Here is a 16,262-nt window from a genome sequence, read left to right on the forward strand (position 1 = left end):
CGTGGTCTTCCCGTGTTGACGCATCCTGTATCCAACTGTATGCACCCGGATGCAAGAGGCAAGCGAGGGCCCATGACCGAAGATTCCGACACGCCGCAGGGACAGTCCGCCTATCGCCGCCTGCTGGCCGAGATCCGGGCGGGCCATCTGATCCCCGGCGCCCGCCTGCGCGAGACCGAGCTGGCCGAACGCTTCGGCATCTCGCGCACGCCCATCCGCGAGGCGATCCGCCAGCTGGAGGCTGACGGGCTGGTGACCCATCAGGCCCGCCAAGGCGCGACGATCCGCAGGCTGGACTATGCCGAGGTGCTGGAGCTCTACGAGATGCGGCTGGTCTTGGAGGGCACGGCCGCGCGGCTGGCCGCCCGCATGGCGCAGCGCGTCGAGCTGAACGAGCTGACCGAGATCAACGACGCCTTGGCCGGCGCCACCCCCGGCGCCGCCGCGCAGGAGCTGAACCGCCAGTTCCACCGCACCCTGCTGGACGCCGCCCGCAACCGCTTTCTGGTCAAGACCATGAGCGCGCTGCAGAAGACCCTGCTGATCCTGGGCCCCACCACCCTGTCCGAGACCGAACGCCACGAATCGGCCGCCATCGAGCATCGCGCCGTGATCGAGGCCATCGCCGCCCATGACGGCGACCGGGCCGAGGCCGCGATGCGCGCCCATGTCGAGGCCGCCCTGAACGCCCGCGTCCGCGGCATGCGCGGGCGCGAGATCCCCTTGGAGGACGAATGACCGAGACCTATGACATCGCGGTGGTGGGGGGCGGCAATGCCGCGCTCTGCGCCGCCATCACCGCAGCCGAGGCCGGTGCCCGCGTCATCATCCTGGAGGGCGCGCCCGAACCCTATCGCGGCGGCAATTCGCGCCATACGCGCAATTTCCGCTGCATGCATCGCGGGCCGATGTTCCCCCTGACCGGCAGCTACGAGGAGGAGGAATATCTCCACGACCTGATGCTGGTCACCAAGGGCAAGACGGACGAGCATCTGGCCCGTCTGGCGATCCGCACATCCGAGGAATGCCTGCCCTGGATGCAGGCGCATGGGGTGCGCTTTCAGCCCTCGCTGTCGGGGACGCTGTCGCTGTCGCGCACCAACGCCTTCTTTCTGGGCGGCGGCAAGGCGCTGGTGAACGCCTATTACAACACCGCGACCGATCTGGGCATCGACATCCGCTACGAGGCCCAGGTCCGCCATGTCCATCGCGAGGGCCAGCGGATCACCCATCTGGAGGTCGAGATCGCCGGCGCCCCCGCGCAGACGATCAATGCGCGCGCCTTCGTGCTGGCCTCGGGCGGGTTTCAGGCGGATCTGGACTGGCTGGCGCGGGCCTGGGGACCCTCGGCGCGGAACTTCCTGATCCGCGGCACACCCTATAATCGCGGCGTGGTGCTGAAGGACATGCTGGATCAGGGCGCCGACAGCGTGGGCGATCCGACCCAGTGCCATGCTGTGGCCATCGACGGGCGCGCGCCGCAATATGACGGCGGGATCGTGACGCGGCTGGACTGCGTGCCCTTTTCGGTCGTCGTGAACCGCGACGGCCAGCGCTTCTATGACGAGGGCGAGGATACCTGGCCCAAGCGCTATGCGATCTGGGGCCGCCTGGTCGCGGCCCAGCCCGATCAGGTCGGCTATGCGCTGATCGACGCCAAGTCGATCGACCTGTTCATGCCCTCGGTCTTTCCGCCCATCGTGGCGGACACGATCCCGGAACTGGCGTCCAAGCTGGGCCTGGATCCTGCCGCGGTCAAGGCGACGGTCGCGCAGTTCAACGCCGCCTGCCGCCCCGGCACCTTCCACCCGACCGAGCTGGACGGGCTGGCCACCGAAGGGTTGCAGACGCCCAAGACCAACTGGGCGCGTCCCTTGGACACCCCGCCCTTCTATGGCTACCAGCTGCGGCCCGGCGTGACCTTCACCTATCTGGGGCTGAAGGTGTCGGACCGCGCCCAGGTCCATTCCCCCGAAGGACCCATCACCAATCTCTGGGCCGCCGGAGAGATCATGGCAGGCTCGATCCTGGGCCAGGGCTATCTGGCGGGCTTCGGAATGACCATCGGAACCGTCTTCGGACGCATCGCCGGCAAGGAGGCCGCCGCCCATGTCGCTTGACCTCGCACCCCCCCTGACCGCCACCGAGGATGCCCGCCGCCAGATCGAGATCTGCAATGCCTGCCGTTACTGCGAGGGGTTCTGTTCGGTCTTTCCCGCCATGACCCGCAACAAGGCCTTCGCGGATGGCGACCTGACGCATCTGGCGAACCTGTGCCACAACTGCCGCGGCTGTCACTACGCCTGCCAATACACGCCGCCGCATGAATTCGCGCTGAACATCCCCGCCGTCCTGGCCGAGGTGCGCCAGGACAGCTGGGAACGGCTGGCCCGACCGCAGGCCCTGGCGCGGATGTTCCATGAACGCGGCGTCGCCATGGCGGGGCTGCTGGTCGTCGCGCTGACGCTGTTCTTCGCGCTGATCGCCGCCGCCCGCCCCCCGGGGGGCGAGGGCTTCTATGCCTATATGGCCCATAACCTGATGATCGCGATCTTCATTCCCGCCTTCGTCGCGCCGCTGGCGCTGATCGGCCTGTCGCTGCGCGATTACTGGCGCGAGGTCGGCGGCGGCCGCATCCGCCTGCGCCATCTGCTGAAGGCGGGCGACATGGCCGGGCGGATGCGGAACCTGAACGGCGGGCATGGCGACGGCTGCAATTTCGAGGATGGCGACCGCTTCAGCCAGAAGCGCCGCATCGCGCATCAGCTGATGATGTGGGGGTTCCTGGCCTGTTTCGCGGCGACCTCATCGGGGACGATCCTGCATTACGTCTTTGGCTGGCACGCGCCCTATCCGATCTGGGCGCCGCCCAAGCTGTTCGGCGTGCCGGGCGGCATCGCGATGGTCGCGGGCGCCGCGGGCCTGATCGCGCTGAAGCTGCGCGCGGACCCGGACCTCGGCGCGCGCCGGGTCTGGGGGGGCGAGATGGCCTTCATCCTGCTTCTGGGCGCGGTGGCGGCCACCGGGCTGGCGCTGTGGCTGGCGACCGGGACGGGGGCGGTCGGGCCGCTGCTGGCGGTGCATCTGGCCACGGTGATGACGCTGTTCCTGCTGATGCCGTTTTCCAAGATGATCCACGGCTTCTTCCGCTTCACCGCCCTGCTGGCCGAGGCCGGAAAGCAGGACACCGCCCGCTGAGACGCGACAGGCCCCCGGCATCGCTGCCGTGGGCCTGTTCTTGCCCTTGGGCCGGTCAGGCGCCGGTCAGGCGCCGGTCAGGGCTGCGGCGGGCACGAAGACCTCGCCCGTGACCAGCTTGCGCGCGGTGCGGATCGCGCCCGCGCTGACCACCTGCAGATCCGCGCCCTGCCCCGTCGTCCGCAGCGCCACGTCGATCAGCCCGCTCGGATGTTCGATCAGGATCTCGCGATCCTCGCCGTCAGGGCGCCGGGCGATGCCGTCGGATACCGACCCCTCCAGCACCGCGACCGTCGCCACGCACAGCGCGCCGGTCACCGCGAAGGCGGCATGGGTCTTCTGCGGCACGAAATAGCGCGCGGCGATATGGCCCTCGCCCCGGGCGGGGGCCAGGATGGCGACCTTGGGGATGACCTTGCCGGTCACGTCGCCCAGGCCCATGCGGCGCCCGGCCTCCTGCCGCATCGCCTCCAGCCGGGCGAAGAAGTCGCGATCGGCATCCAGCTCGGCCGGGGTCTCGTGGCCGGTCTTGCCCATATCGGCGGCGCGCAGGATCATCATCGGCACGGCCACATCGATCAGCGTCACGGGGACGCCGTCGATATCCTCCTGCACTTGCCCCGAGGGCAGCAGCCCCGAGGTCTTGGACCCCACGATGTCCATGAAGTTCAGCCGCACCGCCGCCGCCGTTCCCGGCACGCCCGCGATGGCCTGATCGCCGTCGTAATCGACGCCTTGGCCATCGGTCCGGACCACCGCCTCGATCCGGCTGGCGGTGTTTTCGTTGAAGATCACCACGCGGGTTTCCTCGCCGGTCACGGGGACCATGCCGCGTTCGATGGCAAAGGGCCCCACCCCCGACAGGATGTTCCCGCAGGAGGGCGAGGTGTCCACCACCGCCTCGGTCACCGAGACCTGGGCGAAGAGGTAATCCACATCCACCCCGTCCCGCGCCGAGGGCCGCACCATCGCCACCTTGGAGGTCAGCGTGTCCGCCCCCCCGATCCCGTCGATCTGGCGCGCATCGGGCGATCCCATCGCGGCCAGCAGGACGCGGTCGCGCGCGGCCTCGTCGGCGGGCAGGTCGTCGGTGCGGAAATACGGCCCCTTCGAGGTGCCGCCGCGCATGATGATGACCGGGATGCCATGTTGTCTGGCCATGTCGTTTCTCCGTTCGTCAAGGAAGATGGCCCGCGCCTTGCGGTGCGGGCCAGGGGTTCGTCAGGACACCAGGGGCCAGGGCAGGCTGTCATAGAACATGTCCTGCAACAGCCCCTCGGGCAGGATCAGGTTCAGCGCCGATGTCATCACCAGCAAGAGCCCCGCCCCCATCGCCGTCAGGATCAGCGTCTGCACCCAGCCCGCCTTGGCGACCGTGCGCAGGAAGACCAGGAAGAAGGTCACCACCGCCAGGAAATAGCCGACCAGCGCGATGGTGGCCACGAAGCCCACCAGCCAGCCGATATATTTCAGCGGCGTCAGCGTGCCCAGCTGTTCCGCGACCTCCTTGGATTCGCTGTCGAAGACCGCCCCGCTGGCGCGGTTGCCGCGGATCTGGGGCCACAGCACCATCAGCCCCGCGCCCAGACCCACCAGCGCCACGCTGACCGGGAAGATGCGGCCCAGCTGGGACAGGTTCACCGTCTCGAAGAAGGTGAAGACGAACAACCCCATCATCGCCAGGGTGAAGGCGATCTGCGGCCACATGGGCTGGGTCAGGGTGGCGGCGGATTTGCCCTCGACCTCGATCTTGGTGCCGGATTTGCGCTGCGAATACATGCTCAGCCCGACCGACAGCACGATGATCGCGCCGATGACCAGGACGATGGGCCGCTGAAAGAAGCTCCAGCCCGAGAATTGCAGCGCCTGGTAGAGGTAACGCTCGGACTGCGTGGCCAGCACGAAGCCGATCAGGAAGGCCGGGCGCGGCCAGCCGAAGCGGCGTAGCAGGATCCCCACGATGCCCAGCACCACCAACGCCACCAGGTCATAGAGCGACCGGTTCGGCTGGAAGGCCGCGAAGGTGATGACCAGGATCATGAAGGGCGCGACCAGCGGATAGCGCACGATGGTGATCTTGGCGATGCCCGGCGCCAGCAGGATGCAAAGCGCGGTGCCCAGCACGTTGGCGATCGCCAGCGACCAGACGATCGTATAGGTCACGTCCAGGTTCGTGCTGACCATGGACGGCCCCGGCTGCAGGCCGATCAGCACCATGCCCGCCAGAAAGATCGCCATGGCCCCCGAACCGGGGATCCCGAACAGCAGCGTCGGCACCAGCCCGCCGCCATCCTTGGATGCGGTGGTCGATTCCACCGCGATCACGCCGCGGATGTCGCCCTTGCCGAACTGGCTCTTGTCGCGCGAGGTCTGCACGACATGGCCATAGGCGATCCAGTCCACGACCGATCCGCCGAGGCCCGGGATCATCCCCAGGATCGCGCCGATCCCCGCCAGGCGCAGCGACATCCATTTGTAGAGCCAGGTATCCTTCAGCCCCTGCTTCCAGCCGGCGCCGAGTGCGCTGCCCTTTTCCGCGATGGAGCTGTTGCGGCGCAGCAGGTCGCCGATCTCGGGCACGGCGAACAGCGCCAGGCCCACGATGACCAGCGGCAGGCCGTTCATCAGGTAGAGCGTGCCGAATTCCATCCGGTATTCGCCGGTGGCGGGCGCGGCGCCCACCGCCCCGAGCGCGAGGCCCGCGGCGCAGGCCGCGACCCCCTTGGCCAGGCTGCTGCCCGACAGCACGCCCACCATGGACAGGCCGAACATGGTCAGCATGAACAGCTCGGCCGCGCCGAAGGACAGGATCAGCGGCCGCGCGACCAGCACGCTGACTGTCAGGACCAGCGCGCCGAAAAGGCCCCCGATGAAGGACGCCGAAAACGCCGCGCTGAGCGCCCGCGCCGCCTGGCCCTTCTTGGCCAGCGGGAACCCGTCCAGGATCGTCGCCTGCGACGCCGAGGAGCCCGGGATCCCCATCAGGATCGAGGCGAAGGTGTCGGATGTGGACAGGACCGGCAGGATGCCGATCAGCATGGCCAGGGCCAGCGTCGGCTCCATCCCGTAGACGAAGGGCAGAAGCAGCGACATGCCGACGATCCCGCCCAGGCCCGGCAGGACGCCGACGACCAGGCCGACCACGACGCCGATCATCAGGTATTGGATATGTTGGAACGTCAGCACGGTGCCGAGCGCGGAGAGAATGGCTTCAGTGACCATCGGGGGACCCTTGAACCTTCTGCTGGGGGTGACGGCGCCTTGCGGCACGCATGTCGACAGGCAGCGGCATGCCGCCGGGGGCGATCACCCTGGGAATTGCGGGACGGGCCCATCGGCGCGGGACGGCAGGTCGCGGCGCGGCGGCGGGCATGGGGCCGCGCCACCCCATCGGGGCGGCGCGGCCGGGTCAGGGCCGGATCAGTCCAGCATGACGCTGTGGTTCTCGCTCAGATAGGTGCGGACCCATTCGCGGGCCTCGGGGTCGATCGTGGTCGCGACCTCGTAGAGCCGCACGACCTCGTCGCCCACGGCCTGGTCGTATTCGCCCAGAACCTCGCCCGATGCGGCGATCAGGTCGGGATCGGCCACGGCCGCGGTGAAGGCGTCGCGATAGGCCTGGACGATGTTCTCGGGCGTGCCGTTCGGCAGCATCGCGGGCTTTTGCGCGGCAAAGCCCGAGCTGAAGAAGGCCATGTAGGCGTCGAAGGCCACGCCCGAGGGCGCCTCGCCATGCATCATCTCATAGGCTTCGATGAAATGCGGGATCTCGGGGAAGGAGGGGTCGCGCTGGACGTTGCCCTCGGCATCCAGGACGCCATAGGAGAACAGCGGCACCGCGGTCCCCGCCTCGACCAGCGGCACGACGTTGGTCAGATAGGCCGAGGAGGTCTGATAGTCGATCGTCGCCTCGCCGCGTTCGAAGGCCAGGCGGCCGTCGCCGCGCCCGGTCATGCCGAAGACGTGGCGCACGTTCAGGCCCATCACCTCGAAGGCCAGCATCGGCACCAGGTCCAGCGAGGTCGCGCCCTGGCTGGCATAGACCAGCTCCTGCCCGTCCAGCTGGCCCAATTCGGACGCATCGGCGATGCCCATGCTGGCGGGGATGTAGACCACGCCGCCCGTGGGAGAGACCAGCACCGGCTCGAAATCGGCATAGTCATAGCGCACGCGCGTGTCGCCCAAGAGGAACGGGAACTGGGTCGAACCGGAGGTGCCCAGCAGTTGCAGCCCGTTGGGGCGCGCGCGGGCGGCGAATTCGTTGGTCCCGGTGATCGAGCCGCCGCCGGGGACGTTGCGGATGATCACGTTGGGATTGCCCGGCAGGTGCTTGGCCAGATAGGGGGCGAAGAACCGCGCCCAGACATCGGACCCGCCGCCTTCCGAGAAGGGGATCCACCATTCGATCGTGCGGCCCGCGAAATCCACGTCCTGCGCGGCGGCGGGGGCCGCCACGGTCAGGCTGGCTGCGGTCAAGGCGGCGGCGACGGCGCCCTTCAGACGCCGGGTGATTGCTTGCATGTTTTTATTCCTCCCATTGGTCCGGCACGCGGTGGCACCGGGCGAACGGGGCAGTCTTCGCATATGAACCTGTCAGAAGACTGTCAGAAACCGGCGGGGTCAGTTTTTTCTGCCCGTTTCCGCGCCAGCCTCTGCCAATGGCAGGGTCAGAAGGATGACGCAGCCGCGATCCGAGGGCTCGACCCGCGCATCCCCGCCCGCTCGGCGCGCGATGGTGCGCACGATGGGCAGGCCCAGACCGGACCCGCCGTCATCGGCGGTGCTGATGCGGAAGAACCGGTCGAACACCGCCTGATGCAGGTCGGGGGGGATGCCGCAGCCTTGGTCGCGGACCCGCAGCGTGGCCATGCCCCCGTCGCGGCCCAGCTCCAGCCGCAGGGCGCTGCCCTCGGGGGTGCCGTATTTCAGGGCATTGTCGATCAGGTTGTCGACGGCCTCCTCCAGCAGGACGGGATTGGCGCGGACCGGCAGGGGGGCGTCCGCGCCCTCCAGCGACAGCTCCAGGTCGCGGCGCAGGGCGGCGGGGACGTGGCGGCGCGCGACATCGGCCACCAGATGGGACAGGTCCACCACGCCCTGCCCGGCCCGCGCATCGCCCGGCCCGTCGCTGGCCGCGTCCAGCCGCAGCAGCTGCTGGGTCAGGCGCGACAGGCGGCGGGCCAGTTCCTGCAGGTCGGTCAGGCGCTGCTGGCGGTCCTGGGGCGCATGGGCGTTCAGCGCCGAATCGGCCTGGGCCTGGATCGCCGCGACCGGGTTGCGCAGCTGATGCGCCGCGTTCGAGATGAAGGCCCGCCTGCGGTCCAGCTCGTCCGACAGGCGCTGGAACAGCCCGTTGATCGTGGCCACCAGCGGCACGACCTCGCGCGGGACGGGGCGGCGGATCGGGCGCAGCTCGCGCGAGTTGCGCAGCGCCACCGCGTCGCGCAGATCGGTCAGGGGCGACAGGCCGCGATTGATCCCGAACCAGACCAGCGCCGCGCTCAGCGCGACCATCAGCGACAGGACCGCCGCCGCCTGGCCCAGCATCTGCAGGGTCAGCGCCTCGCGCCGGCTGACGGTCTGCCAGACGCGCACCGTGGTCCAGCCGTCCAGATCCGGGTCCACGATATATTCGCGCAGCACCACCGCCCGGACCGGCTGGCCGTTGAAGGTCGCGCTGTAGAAGACCGGCACCGCCTCCGGATATTCCAGACCGGCGGGCATGGGCGGGGCGTCGGTGCGCCCGACCACGAACCGCCCCCCCGCGGCATGGACCTGATAGAACAGCGGATCGCCGATCGCCCCCTCCAGCGAGGTCAGCAGCGATTCCGCGATCAGATCGCCCTTGGTCACCATGACCTCGCGCGCGACGGCATGGGCCACGACCTTCAGCGTGTCGTCATAGAGGTTGCGCGACATGTCCCGCGCCATCCAGTGCAGCACCACGCTGGCCAGCACCGCCAGCACCAGCTGCGGCACCACGATCAGCACGAAGAGCCGCGTGCGCAGGCTGACCGCGCGGCCGTCCGGGGCGCTCATCCGCCGTCCTGCTGCAGGATGTAGCCCAGGCCCCGGATCGCGCGGATCTGGACCGCGGCCCCCTCGATCTTGCGCCGCAGCCGCGAGACCAGCAGCTCGACCGCGTTCACGTCCACATCCGCGCCGGTGCCATAGATGCTGTCGCAGAGCGCGGATTTGTCGACCACCCGTTCGGCATTGTCGAAAAGCGCCTCCCACAGGGCCAGCTCGCGGCGCGACAGCTCGATCACGCCGCCGGGGCCGGACAGGCGGCGGCCCGCGCGGTCGAAGGACAGCCGGCCCACCGTCTCGACCATCTGGCCGCGCTTGCCGCGGCGCCGGCCCAAGGCGCGCACCCGCGCACAGAGTTCCGCCATCTCGAAGGGCTTGGTCATATAGTCGTCGGCGCCCGCGTCCAGGCCCGCCACCCGGTCCTCCAGCCCGTCGCGGGCGGTCAGGACCAGGACCGGGATGTCGGACCCCATCGCGATCAGGCGGCGGATCACGTCCAGCCCGGCCAGCCGCGGCAGGTTCATGTCGACGATGGCCAGATCCGCCCCATCGCGGGTCAGGAACTCGATCCCGTCCTGGCCGTCGGCCAGCCAATCGACGGAATGACCCTCCTGGCGCAGGGCCTGCTCGACCGCGCGGGCCAGCATCTGGTTGTCTTCGATCAGCACGATCCGCATGACGGGCCTGGGATGAGGAATTCCGGGATAGGGGCTGGATCGGCGAAGATACAGCCTTTAGAAAGGATCACAAGGGGAAGGCGGCGCGCATCCGCCCGTCGAGGGAGGCATTCATGCAAGACCCATCGCCCGCCCGGCGCATCGTCGGGGCGGTCCTGTCGCTGGTCATCGCCGCGCTGCCGGCAGGAGCGCAGGATCTGGGGGCGCAGGACTTTCCGTCCGGCCCGCTGCGCATGGTCATCCCGTTTTCCGAGGGCGGCGGGTCCGATGTCTGGGCGCGGTTCCACGCCCCGATCCTGTCGCGCCACCTGCCCGGCCAGCCACCCATCACCGTCCAGAACGAACCCGGCGGCGGCGGCACGCGCGGATCGAACGCCTTCGCGACCCAGGCCGCGCCGGACGGGACGACGCTGCTGGGCACGTCGGGATCATCGCTGTTCGCTTGGCTGCTGGGCGATTTCCGGGTCCGCTACGATTTCGCGGATTGGACGGTGCTGATGGCCTCGCCCACCGGCGGGGTGGTCTATGTCTCGGACGAGCTGGGCCTGTCCTCGTGGCGCGACATCGACCGGCTGCAGGACCAGCGGCTGGTCTTTGCCAGCCAGGGGATCACCTCGCTGGACCTGGTGCCGATGCTGGCCTTCCGCCTGCTGGGCTTCGACGCGCATTACGTCTTCGGCTATACCGGCCGCGGCGACGGGCTGGAGGCGATGCGCCACCGCGAGGTGAACATCGACTATCAGACGACCTCGGCCTATCTGCGCAACGTGGCCCCCATGGTCGCGGCGGGCGAGGCCGTGCCGCTGATGACCTGGGGCGTGGTCGATGCCCAGGGACAGGTCCGGCGCGACCCGACCTTCCCCGACCTGCCGACGCTGGAGGAGCTCTACGAATTCCGCCACGGCCACCCGCCATCCGGGCCGGAATACGACGCCTATCGCGTCTTCGCCTCGGCGGGGTTCGCGGCGCAGAAGATGCTGGTCCTGCTCGGCGATACGCCCGCGCCCATCCGCGACACCTGGCTGGAGGCGATCCGCGCCGCCCGCACCGATCCCGAATATCTGGACCGCGCGCCCGAGGTGCTGGGCGCCTATCAGACGCTGGTGGGCGAGGAGGCCGAGGCCTTGGCCCGCAGCGTCATCCGCATCGACCCCGGGACGCGGGCCTTCGTGCTGGACCTGCTGGCCAGCGAATATTCGGTCAGGTTGACGGAGTAGCCTGCCGCCCCACCGCGATCACCCGGATCGGGCGGCCCGCGCGCCAGGCCTCGATCGCCTCGACCGTCTGGCGGTAGAACAGGCGGAAGGTCTGTTCGCTGACATAGCCCAGATGCGGCGTCACCAGCAGCCGCCCATCCGCGATCAGCGCGGGGTCCAGGACCGGCGCGCCCGCAGGCAGCGGCTCGATGTCATGCACGTCCAGCGCCGCACCGCCCAGCCTGCGCGCATGCAGCGCCTCCAGCAGCGGGGCGGTCTGGACGATGGGGCCGCGCGCGGCATTCACGATCAGCGCATCGGGCCGCATCAGCGCCAGTTCCCGCGCCCCGATCAACCCGCGCGTCTGATCCGACAGGACCAGGTTCACCGACAGCACATCCGCCCCCGCCATCACCTCGTCCAGCGTGGCGGCGTGGCGCAGGCCCTCGGCAGCGGCGCGATCGGCGGTCAGGCTGCGGGACCAGGCCAGAATCTCCATCCCGAAGGGGCGAGCCAGATCCGCCAGCCGCCGCCCGATCCGGCCATAGCCGGCGATGCCCAAGGTCAGGCCCGACAGGTCGCGGCCCAGCCCCTGCTGCCAATGACCGGCGGCTGCGGCATTCGCCTCGGGCAGGATGCGGCGCGACAGGGCCAGGATCGCGGTCATCACGAATTCCGCCGTCACCGATCCGCGCGATTCCGTGCCGCAGACGGGAATGCCCCGCGCCTCGGCCGCCGCCACGTCGATCGAGAGGTTCCGCGCCCCCGTGGTCACGATCAGCCGCAGATCGGGCAGCGCCCGGATGATGTCGCCCGTCAGCGGCGTGCGTTCGCGCATCACGCAAATGATGTCGAAGGGCCGCAGCCGCCGGATCAGCGCCTCGGGGTCGGACAGCGTGTCGTGAAAGACGGTGACGGTGCAATCCGCCGGCCAGTCGGCCAGCCGCCGGGCCGCATCGGCGTAATCGTCCAGGACCGCGATGCGCATGATCCACCCCCCGGCAGGAAAGAGGCCGGGCGGGGGTCGCCCCCCTGCCCGGCCCGGTCGTCAGACGGCGCGTTCGACCATCATATGCTTGATCGAGGCGATCGCCTTGGCGGGGTTCAGACCCTTGGGGCAGGTATTGGTGCAGTTCATGATCGTGTGGCAGCGATAGAGCTTGAAGGGATCCTCCAGCTCGTCCAGCCGCTCGCCCGTGGCCTCGTCGCGGCTGTCGATGATCCAGCGATAGGCATGCAGCAAGGCGGCCGGCCCCAGATAGCGGTCGCCGTTCCACCAATAGGACGGGCAGGCCGTCGAACAGGAGGCGCAGAGGATGCATTCATAAAGACCGTCCAGCTTCTTGCGGTCCTCGATCGACTGCTTCCATTCCTTGCCGGGCGTGGGCGACTTGGTCTGCAGATAGGGGTTCACCGAGGCGTGCTGCGCGTAGAAATGCGTCAGGTCCGGCACCAGGTCCTTGACCACCGGCATATGCGGCAGCGGATAGATGGCCACGTCGCCCTTCACCTCGTCGATGCCAAAGATGCAGGCCAGGCGGTTGCCGCCGTCGATGACCATGGCACAGGACCCGCAGATCCCCTCGCGGCAGGACCGGCGGAAGGACAGGGTCGGGTCGATGTCGGACTTGATCTTGATCAGCGCGTCCAGGACCATCGGGCCGCATTTGTCCAGGTCGACGAAATAGGTGTCCAGCCGCGGGTTTTCCCCATCCTCGGGGTTCCAGCGATAGATCTTGAATTTCTTGACATTGGTCGCGCCCTCGGGCTTGGGCCAGGTCTTGCCGACCCGGATCTGGCTGTTCTTGGGCAGGGTAAACTGGACCATGGGATGCTCCTTTCAGAGAGTGCCTTCGGACGGCGCTTGGGCCGCGAACAGGGATTGCGACCGGGCGACCAGACCGGCCACCTTGTCACGCGCATGGGGGTTGAGCGCCAGAGCGTTCAGGCGCCGCAGGAATTCGGTCGAGCCGGCGTTCAGCCGCTCCATCGCGCGACCCTCCAGCGGCGGCAGGGATGCGGCGCGCGCGGGATCCAGCCCCGCAAGGGCCAGCAGCTGCAGGCCGGGGCGGTCGGGATCGGTCTCGCCGGACAGGCGCAGGCGGGTCACGCGATCGGCGCCAAGCGCGCCCTGCAGGCGCCGGATCAGGTAGCCCCAACCGGGCAGATCAGCGGTCTGGTCGCGGAAATGGCTCAGGTCATGGGCATAACCGTCGGTCCGCACCGCCTGCGCCCAGACCGAGGGCAGCCAGTCGGCCATGCGCCGGGTATAGATCGCCAGATGCGGCGCAAAGCCCCGCGCCTCGGCCAAGGGGAACAGCTGGGTCATCAGCCCGGGCAGCGCAGGGAACAGCCGCGTCTCGCCGCCATTGCCGGGCATGGCACCGGCCAGGTTCTCATGGCTGATGATCACCGGCTGCGGCCCGGGGGGCAGCCTGTCCAGCACATCGGAAAACGCATCGGCCAGGCGGCGGCGCGCATCGGGGCCGTCATCCAGACTGCAGGCGATGGCCGCGCGGCCCAGGGGGCGCATGGGCGTGCCCTCCTCCGGAGTGCGGATCACCAGCCGGTCGGCCAGCGCGGGCGCGGACAGGCGCAGAAAACGTTGCAGCGAGGTCGTGCCGGTCTTCTGGACCCCCGCATGCAGGATCAGCGGGCGGGTCATCGGACGCTCCGCCAGCCGGGTTGTTGCGACAGCGGCCGGGTGGGCATCTGGCCGGACCGGCGCTGGACGCATTGATCGAAGACATCCGCGGGATCGCGCCCGCGGATGAAGGCGCCGCTCATCTCCAGGCTGATCGCGCCATAGCTGCGCGTCCCCCCGGAGCCGGTGCCGATGCCGACCGCCGCGCTGCCGCGCGGGCGTTCGGCCAGTTCGGCGTCGCGCAGACAGGACCGCTCGGCCTGGTCGACCGTGACCGGGCCGCAGGCCGCCACCGCCATCAGCGGCAGCAGGCACAGGCGATATGTCCACGCGCCCACCGGATCAGGCCGTGCGCGCCGCCGCGGCGATGCACTGCGTCGTCGCGGGGCGCGAGACGATGGCCGCCACGCTGTCGGCCGAACCCGCGATGCCCGCGCGCGAGGCCTGGGCGATGTCGATCAGCTCGGCCGTGGTGGCGTTGTTGACCACGCAATCGGTATAGGGTGACACGTTCACGCCCGGCAGGCGGCGCTGCATCTCGGTGTTGACGGTGTTGCGCGCGATCTGGCGCGAGGCGGCGTCCAGAACGGTCGGCGCGGGCGCCGCGGTGGCGGGGGCCGAGGGCACGGCGGGCGCCGCGACGGGAACGGGCGCCACGCAGCCAGCCAAGGTGACAGCGGACAGGCCGAAGGCGGCGATGAGGTTGAAGCGCATCAATAAACCCTTTTCTTAGGAGCGATCTTCTGCAGGTCGATCCCGCCTTCCTCGGCCTTGGTCAAAGGCTCCAGGTGGACGGGGCGGTAGGCCAGTTTAACCGTGTTGCCGTCGACCCAGGCAAGCGAATGCTTGCGCCAGTTGGCGTCATCCCGCTCAGGGTAGTCCTCGTGCGCATGCGCGCCGCGGCTTTCCTTGCGCGCTTCGGCCGCCACGATGGTGGTCAGGGCGTTGGGCATCAGGTTCGTCAGCTCCAACGTTTCCATGAAGTCCGTGTTCCAGATCAAACCACGATCCGTCACTTTCAGGTCATCGAGCTTGCCCGCGATGGCCTCCATCTTGCCCATGCCCTCGGCCAGGGTCTTGTCGGTGCGGAAGACCGCGGCATCCGCCTGCATGGTGCGCTGCATCTCGTTGCGCAGCTCGGCCGTGCCGGTGGTGCCGTTCGCATGGCGCAGCCCGTCGAAGCGGTCCAGCGCGCGGTCCACCTCGGCCTTGTTGGTCGAGGGCACGGCGCCGTCGCGGTCCACGACCTCGCCCGCCCGGATCGCGGCGGCGCGGCCAAAGACCACAAGGTCGATCAGGCTGTTCGAGCCCAAACGGTTCGCGCCATGCACGGATGCGCAGCCCGCCTCGCCCACGGCCATCAGGCCGGGGAAGACCGCGTCGGGATTTTCCGGCGTCGGCGCAAGCACTTCGCCCCAATAGTTCGTGGGGATGCCACCCATGTTGTAATGCACGGTCGGGATGACCGGGATCGGCGCGCGGGTCACGTCGACGCCGGCGAAGATCTTGGCGGATTCGCTGATGCCCGGCAGACGCTCATGCAGCGTCTCGGGCGGCAGGTGCATCAGGTTGAGGAAGATGTGGTCCTTTTCGCCGCCGACGCCGCGACCCTCGCGGATCTCCAGCGTCATGCAGCGGCTGACCACATCGCGGCTGGCCAGGTCCTTGTAGGTGGGCGCATAGCGCTCCATGAACCGCTCGCCCTCGGAGTTGGTCAGATAACCGCCCTCGCCCCGCGCCCCTTCGGTGATCAGGCAGCCCGAGCCATAGATGCCGGTCGGGTGGAACTGGACGAATTCCATGTCCTGCAGGGGCAGGCCCGCGCGGGCGACCATCCCGCCGCCGTCGCCGGTGCAGGTATGGGCGCTGGTCGCGCTGAAATAGGCGCGGCCGTAACCGCCCGTCGCCAGCACCACCATCTTGGCGTTGAAGACATGCATCGTGCCGTCGTCCAGCTTCCAGCAGACGACGCCGGTGCAGCGGCCATCGGTGATGATCAGGTCAAGCGCGAAATATTCGATGAAGAATTCCGCGTTGTTCTTGAGCGACTGACCGTAGAGCGTGTGCAGGATCGCGTGGCCGGTGCGGTCGGCCGCGGCGCAGGTGCGCTGCACCGGGGGGCCTTCGCCATATTCGGTGGTGTGGCCGCCGAAGGGGCGCTGATAGATGCGGCCATCCTCGGTGCGGCTGAAAGGAACGCCGTAATGCTCCAGCTCATAGACGGCCTTGGGGGCCTCGCGCGCCAGGTATTCCATGGCGTCGGTGTCGCCCAGCCAGTCCGAGCCCTTGACGGTGTCGTACATGTGCCACTGCCAGCTGTCGGGGCCCATGTTGGACAGGGACGCGGCGATGCCGCCCTGGGCGGCGACGGTGTGGCTGCGGGTCGGAAAGACCTTGGTCACGCAGGCGGTGCGCAGCCCCTGTTCGGCCATGCCGAGCGTCGCGCGCAGACCCGCGCCACCCGCTCCGACGACGACCACGTCATAGTCATGAATTTGGGTATCGTATGCGGCCATG

At 69.0% G+C, this 16,262-nt stretch carries 15 protein-coding genes; 4 read left to right on the plus strand and 11 right to left on the minus strand.

The window, feature by feature from the left end; translation table 11 throughout:
• The first annotated feature begins 72 nt into the window (after nt 1-72).
• The 3 genes from JHW48_RS10910 to tcuB are packed head-to-tail and all read left to right on the plus strand — an operon-like array spanning nt 73 to nt 3,198.
• Entirely contained in the window at nt 73-738 is a 666-nt protein-coding gene (locus JHW48_RS10910; protein ID WP_119885565.1) for a GntR family transcriptional regulator, read from the plus strand.
• Nucleotides 735-2,120, plus strand: coding sequence for an FAD-dependent tricarballylate dehydrogenase TcuA (gene tcuA, locus JHW48_RS10915; protein ID WP_119885564.1), 1,386 nt, complete (start codon nt 735-737; stop codon nt 2,118-2,120). Before JHW48_RS10910 ends, tcuA begins: the two co-directional genes overlap by 4 nt.
• Nucleotides 2,110-3,198, plus strand: coding sequence for a tricarballylate utilization 4Fe-4S protein TcuB (gene tcuB / locus JHW48_RS10920; protein ID WP_119885563.1), 1,089 nt, complete (start codon nt 2,110-2,112; stop codon nt 3,196-3,198). The genes tcuA and tcuB overlap by 11 nt, the downstream gene beginning before the upstream one ends.
• Nucleotides 3,199-3,264: 66 nt before the next feature.
• Here tcuB and JHW48_RS10925 read toward each other — a convergent pair whose 3' ends face one another.
• The 5 genes from JHW48_RS10925 to JHW48_RS10945 form a co-directional block, all read right to left on the minus strand.
• Entirely contained in the window at nt 3,265-4,359 is a 1,095-nt protein-coding gene (locus JHW48_RS10925) for a 4-oxalomesaconate tautomerase (protein WP_119885562.1), read from the minus strand.
• Nucleotides 4,360-4,419: 60 nt separating this feature from the next.
• Nucleotides 4,420-6,420, minus strand: coding sequence for a tripartite tricarboxylate transporter permease (locus JHW48_RS10930; protein WP_119885561.1), 2,001 nt, complete (start codon nt 6,418-6,420; stop codon nt 4,420-4,422).
• A 198-nt stretch (nt 6,421-6,618) separates the two neighbouring features.
• Complete coding sequence (locus JHW48_RS10935) at nt 6,619-7,719, minus strand: Bug family tripartite tricarboxylate transporter substrate binding protein (protein WP_119885560.1); 1,101 nt, start codon at nt 7,717-7,719, stop codon at nt 6,619-6,621.
• Nucleotides 7,720-7,818: 99 nt separating this feature from the next.
• The gene (locus JHW48_RS10940; RefSeq protein ID WP_119885559.1) at nt 7,819-9,237 is read right to left on the minus strand and encodes a sensor histidine kinase; all 1,419 of its coding nucleotides are present in this window, start codon (nt 9,235-9,237) and stop codon (nt 7,819-7,821) included.
• A complete protein-coding gene (locus JHW48_RS10945; protein WP_119885558.1) occupies nt 9,234-9,905 on the minus strand; it encodes a response regulator transcription factor in 672 nt (223 codons plus the stop codon). The genes JHW48_RS10940 and JHW48_RS10945 overlap by 4 nt, the downstream gene beginning before the upstream one ends.
• Before the next feature lie 113 nt (nt 9,906-10,018).
• Here JHW48_RS10945 and JHW48_RS10950 point away from each other — a divergent pair, with 113 nt between their 5' ends.
• Nucleotides 10,019-11,122 carry a Bug family tripartite tricarboxylate transporter substrate binding protein gene (locus tag JHW48_RS10950; protein WP_119885557.1) on the plus strand — a complete coding sequence of 368 codons (1,104 nt, stop codon included), beginning with the start codon at nt 10,019-10,021 and terminating at the stop codon, nt 11,120-11,122.
• Here the strand turns inward: JHW48_RS10950 and JHW48_RS10955 are convergent.
• From JHW48_RS10955 to sdhA, 6 genes are read right to left on the minus strand one after another with little or no spacing between them, the layout of a single operon-like run.
• The gene (locus tag JHW48_RS10955) at nt 11,106-12,089 is read right to left on the minus strand and encodes a D-2-hydroxyacid dehydrogenase family protein (RefSeq protein ID WP_119885556.1); all 984 of its coding nucleotides are present in this window, start codon (nt 12,087-12,089) and stop codon (nt 11,106-11,108) included. The two genes, JHW48_RS10950 and JHW48_RS10955, sit on opposite strands and share 17 nt — an antisense overlap.
• Nucleotides 12,090-12,149: 60 nt before the next feature.
• The gene (locus JHW48_RS10960; RefSeq protein ID WP_119885555.1) at nt 12,150-12,929 is read right to left on the minus strand and encodes a succinate dehydrogenase iron-sulfur subunit; all 780 of its coding nucleotides are present in this window, start codon (nt 12,927-12,929) and stop codon (nt 12,150-12,152) included.
• Nucleotides 12,930-12,941: 12 nt separating this feature from the next.
• Nucleotides 12,942-13,766: a hypothetical protein gene (locus tag JHW48_RS10965; RefSeq protein WP_119885554.1), complete on the minus strand. Its 825-nt coding sequence runs from the start codon at nt 13,764-13,766 to the stop codon at nt 12,942-12,944.
• The gene (locus JHW48_RS10970) at nt 13,763-14,083 is read right to left on the minus strand and encodes a hypothetical protein (protein WP_240637768.1); all 321 of its coding nucleotides are present in this window, start codon (nt 14,081-14,083) and stop codon (nt 13,763-13,765) included. Before JHW48_RS10970 ends, JHW48_RS10965 begins: the two co-directional genes overlap by 4 nt.
• Before the next feature lie 4 nt (nt 14,084-14,087).
• Complete coding sequence (locus JHW48_RS10975; protein ID WP_119885553.1) at nt 14,088-14,459, minus strand: hypothetical protein; 372 nt, start codon at nt 14,457-14,459, stop codon at nt 14,088-14,090.
• A complete protein-coding gene (gene sdhA / locus JHW48_RS10980; RefSeq protein WP_119885552.1) occupies nt 14,459-16,261 on the minus strand; it encodes a succinate dehydrogenase flavoprotein subunit in 1,803 nt (600 codons plus the stop codon). Before sdhA ends, JHW48_RS10975 begins: the two co-directional genes overlap by 1 nt.
• Nucleotide 16,262 lies beyond the last annotated feature (1 nt).

Source organism: Paracoccus aestuarii, assembly GCF_028553885.1.
In the GTDB taxonomy this organism is placed as follows: domain Bacteria; phylum Pseudomonadota; class Alphaproteobacteria; order Rhodobacterales; family Rhodobacteraceae; genus Paracoccus; species Paracoccus aestuarii.

Excerpts from the sequence above, each read along its gene's own strand:
- JHW48_RS10910 (WP_119885565.1), top strand. The coding sequence starts at position 73 with ATGACCGAAGATTCCGACACGCCGCAGGGACAGTCCGCCTATCGCCGC.
- tcuA (WP_119885564.1), top strand. The coding sequence starts at position 735 with ATGACCGAGACCTATGACATCGCGGTGGTGGGGGGCGGCAATGCCGCG.
- tcuB (WP_119885563.1), top strand. The coding sequence starts at position 2,110 with ATGTCGCTTGACCTCGCACCCCCCCTGACCGCCACCGAGGATGCCCGC.
- JHW48_RS10925 (WP_119885562.1), bottom strand. The coding sequence starts at position 4,359 with ATGGCCAGACAACATGGCATCCCGGTCATCATCATGCGCGGCGGCACC.
- JHW48_RS10930 (WP_119885561.1), bottom strand. The coding sequence starts at position 6,420 with ATGGTCACTGAAGCCATTCTCTCCGCGCTCGGCACCGTGCTGACGTTC.
- JHW48_RS10935 (WP_119885560.1), bottom strand. The coding sequence starts at position 7,719 with ATGCAAGCAATCACCCGGCGTCTGAAGGGCGCCGTCGCCGCCGCCTTG.
- JHW48_RS10940 (WP_119885559.1), bottom strand. The coding sequence starts at position 9,237 with ATGAGCGCCCCGGACGGCCGCGCGGTCAGCCTGCGCACGCGGCTCTTC.
- JHW48_RS10945 (WP_119885558.1), bottom strand. The coding sequence starts at position 9,905 with ATGCGGATCGTGCTGATCGAAGACAACCAGATGCTGGCCCGCGCGGTC.
- JHW48_RS10950 (WP_119885557.1), top strand. The coding sequence starts at position 10,019 with ATGCAAGACCCATCGCCCGCCCGGCGCATCGTCGGGGCGGTCCTGTCG.
- JHW48_RS10955 (WP_119885556.1), bottom strand. The coding sequence starts at position 12,089 with ATGCGCATCGCGGTCCTGGACGATTACGCCGATGCGGCCCGGCGGCTG.
- JHW48_RS10960 (WP_119885555.1), bottom strand. The coding sequence starts at position 12,929 with ATGGTCCAGTTTACCCTGCCCAAGAACAGCCAGATCCGGGTCGGCAAG.
- JHW48_RS10965 (WP_119885554.1), bottom strand. The coding sequence starts at position 13,766 with ATGACCCGCCCGCTGATCCTGCATGCGGGGGTCCAGAAGACCGGCACG.
- JHW48_RS10975 (WP_119885553.1), bottom strand. The coding sequence starts at position 14,459 with ATGCGCTTCAACCTCATCGCCGCCTTCGGCCTGTCCGCTGTCACCTTG.
- sdhA (WP_119885552.1), bottom strand. The coding sequence starts at position 16,261 with ATGGCCGCATACGATACCCAAATTCATGACTATGACGTGGTCGTCGTC.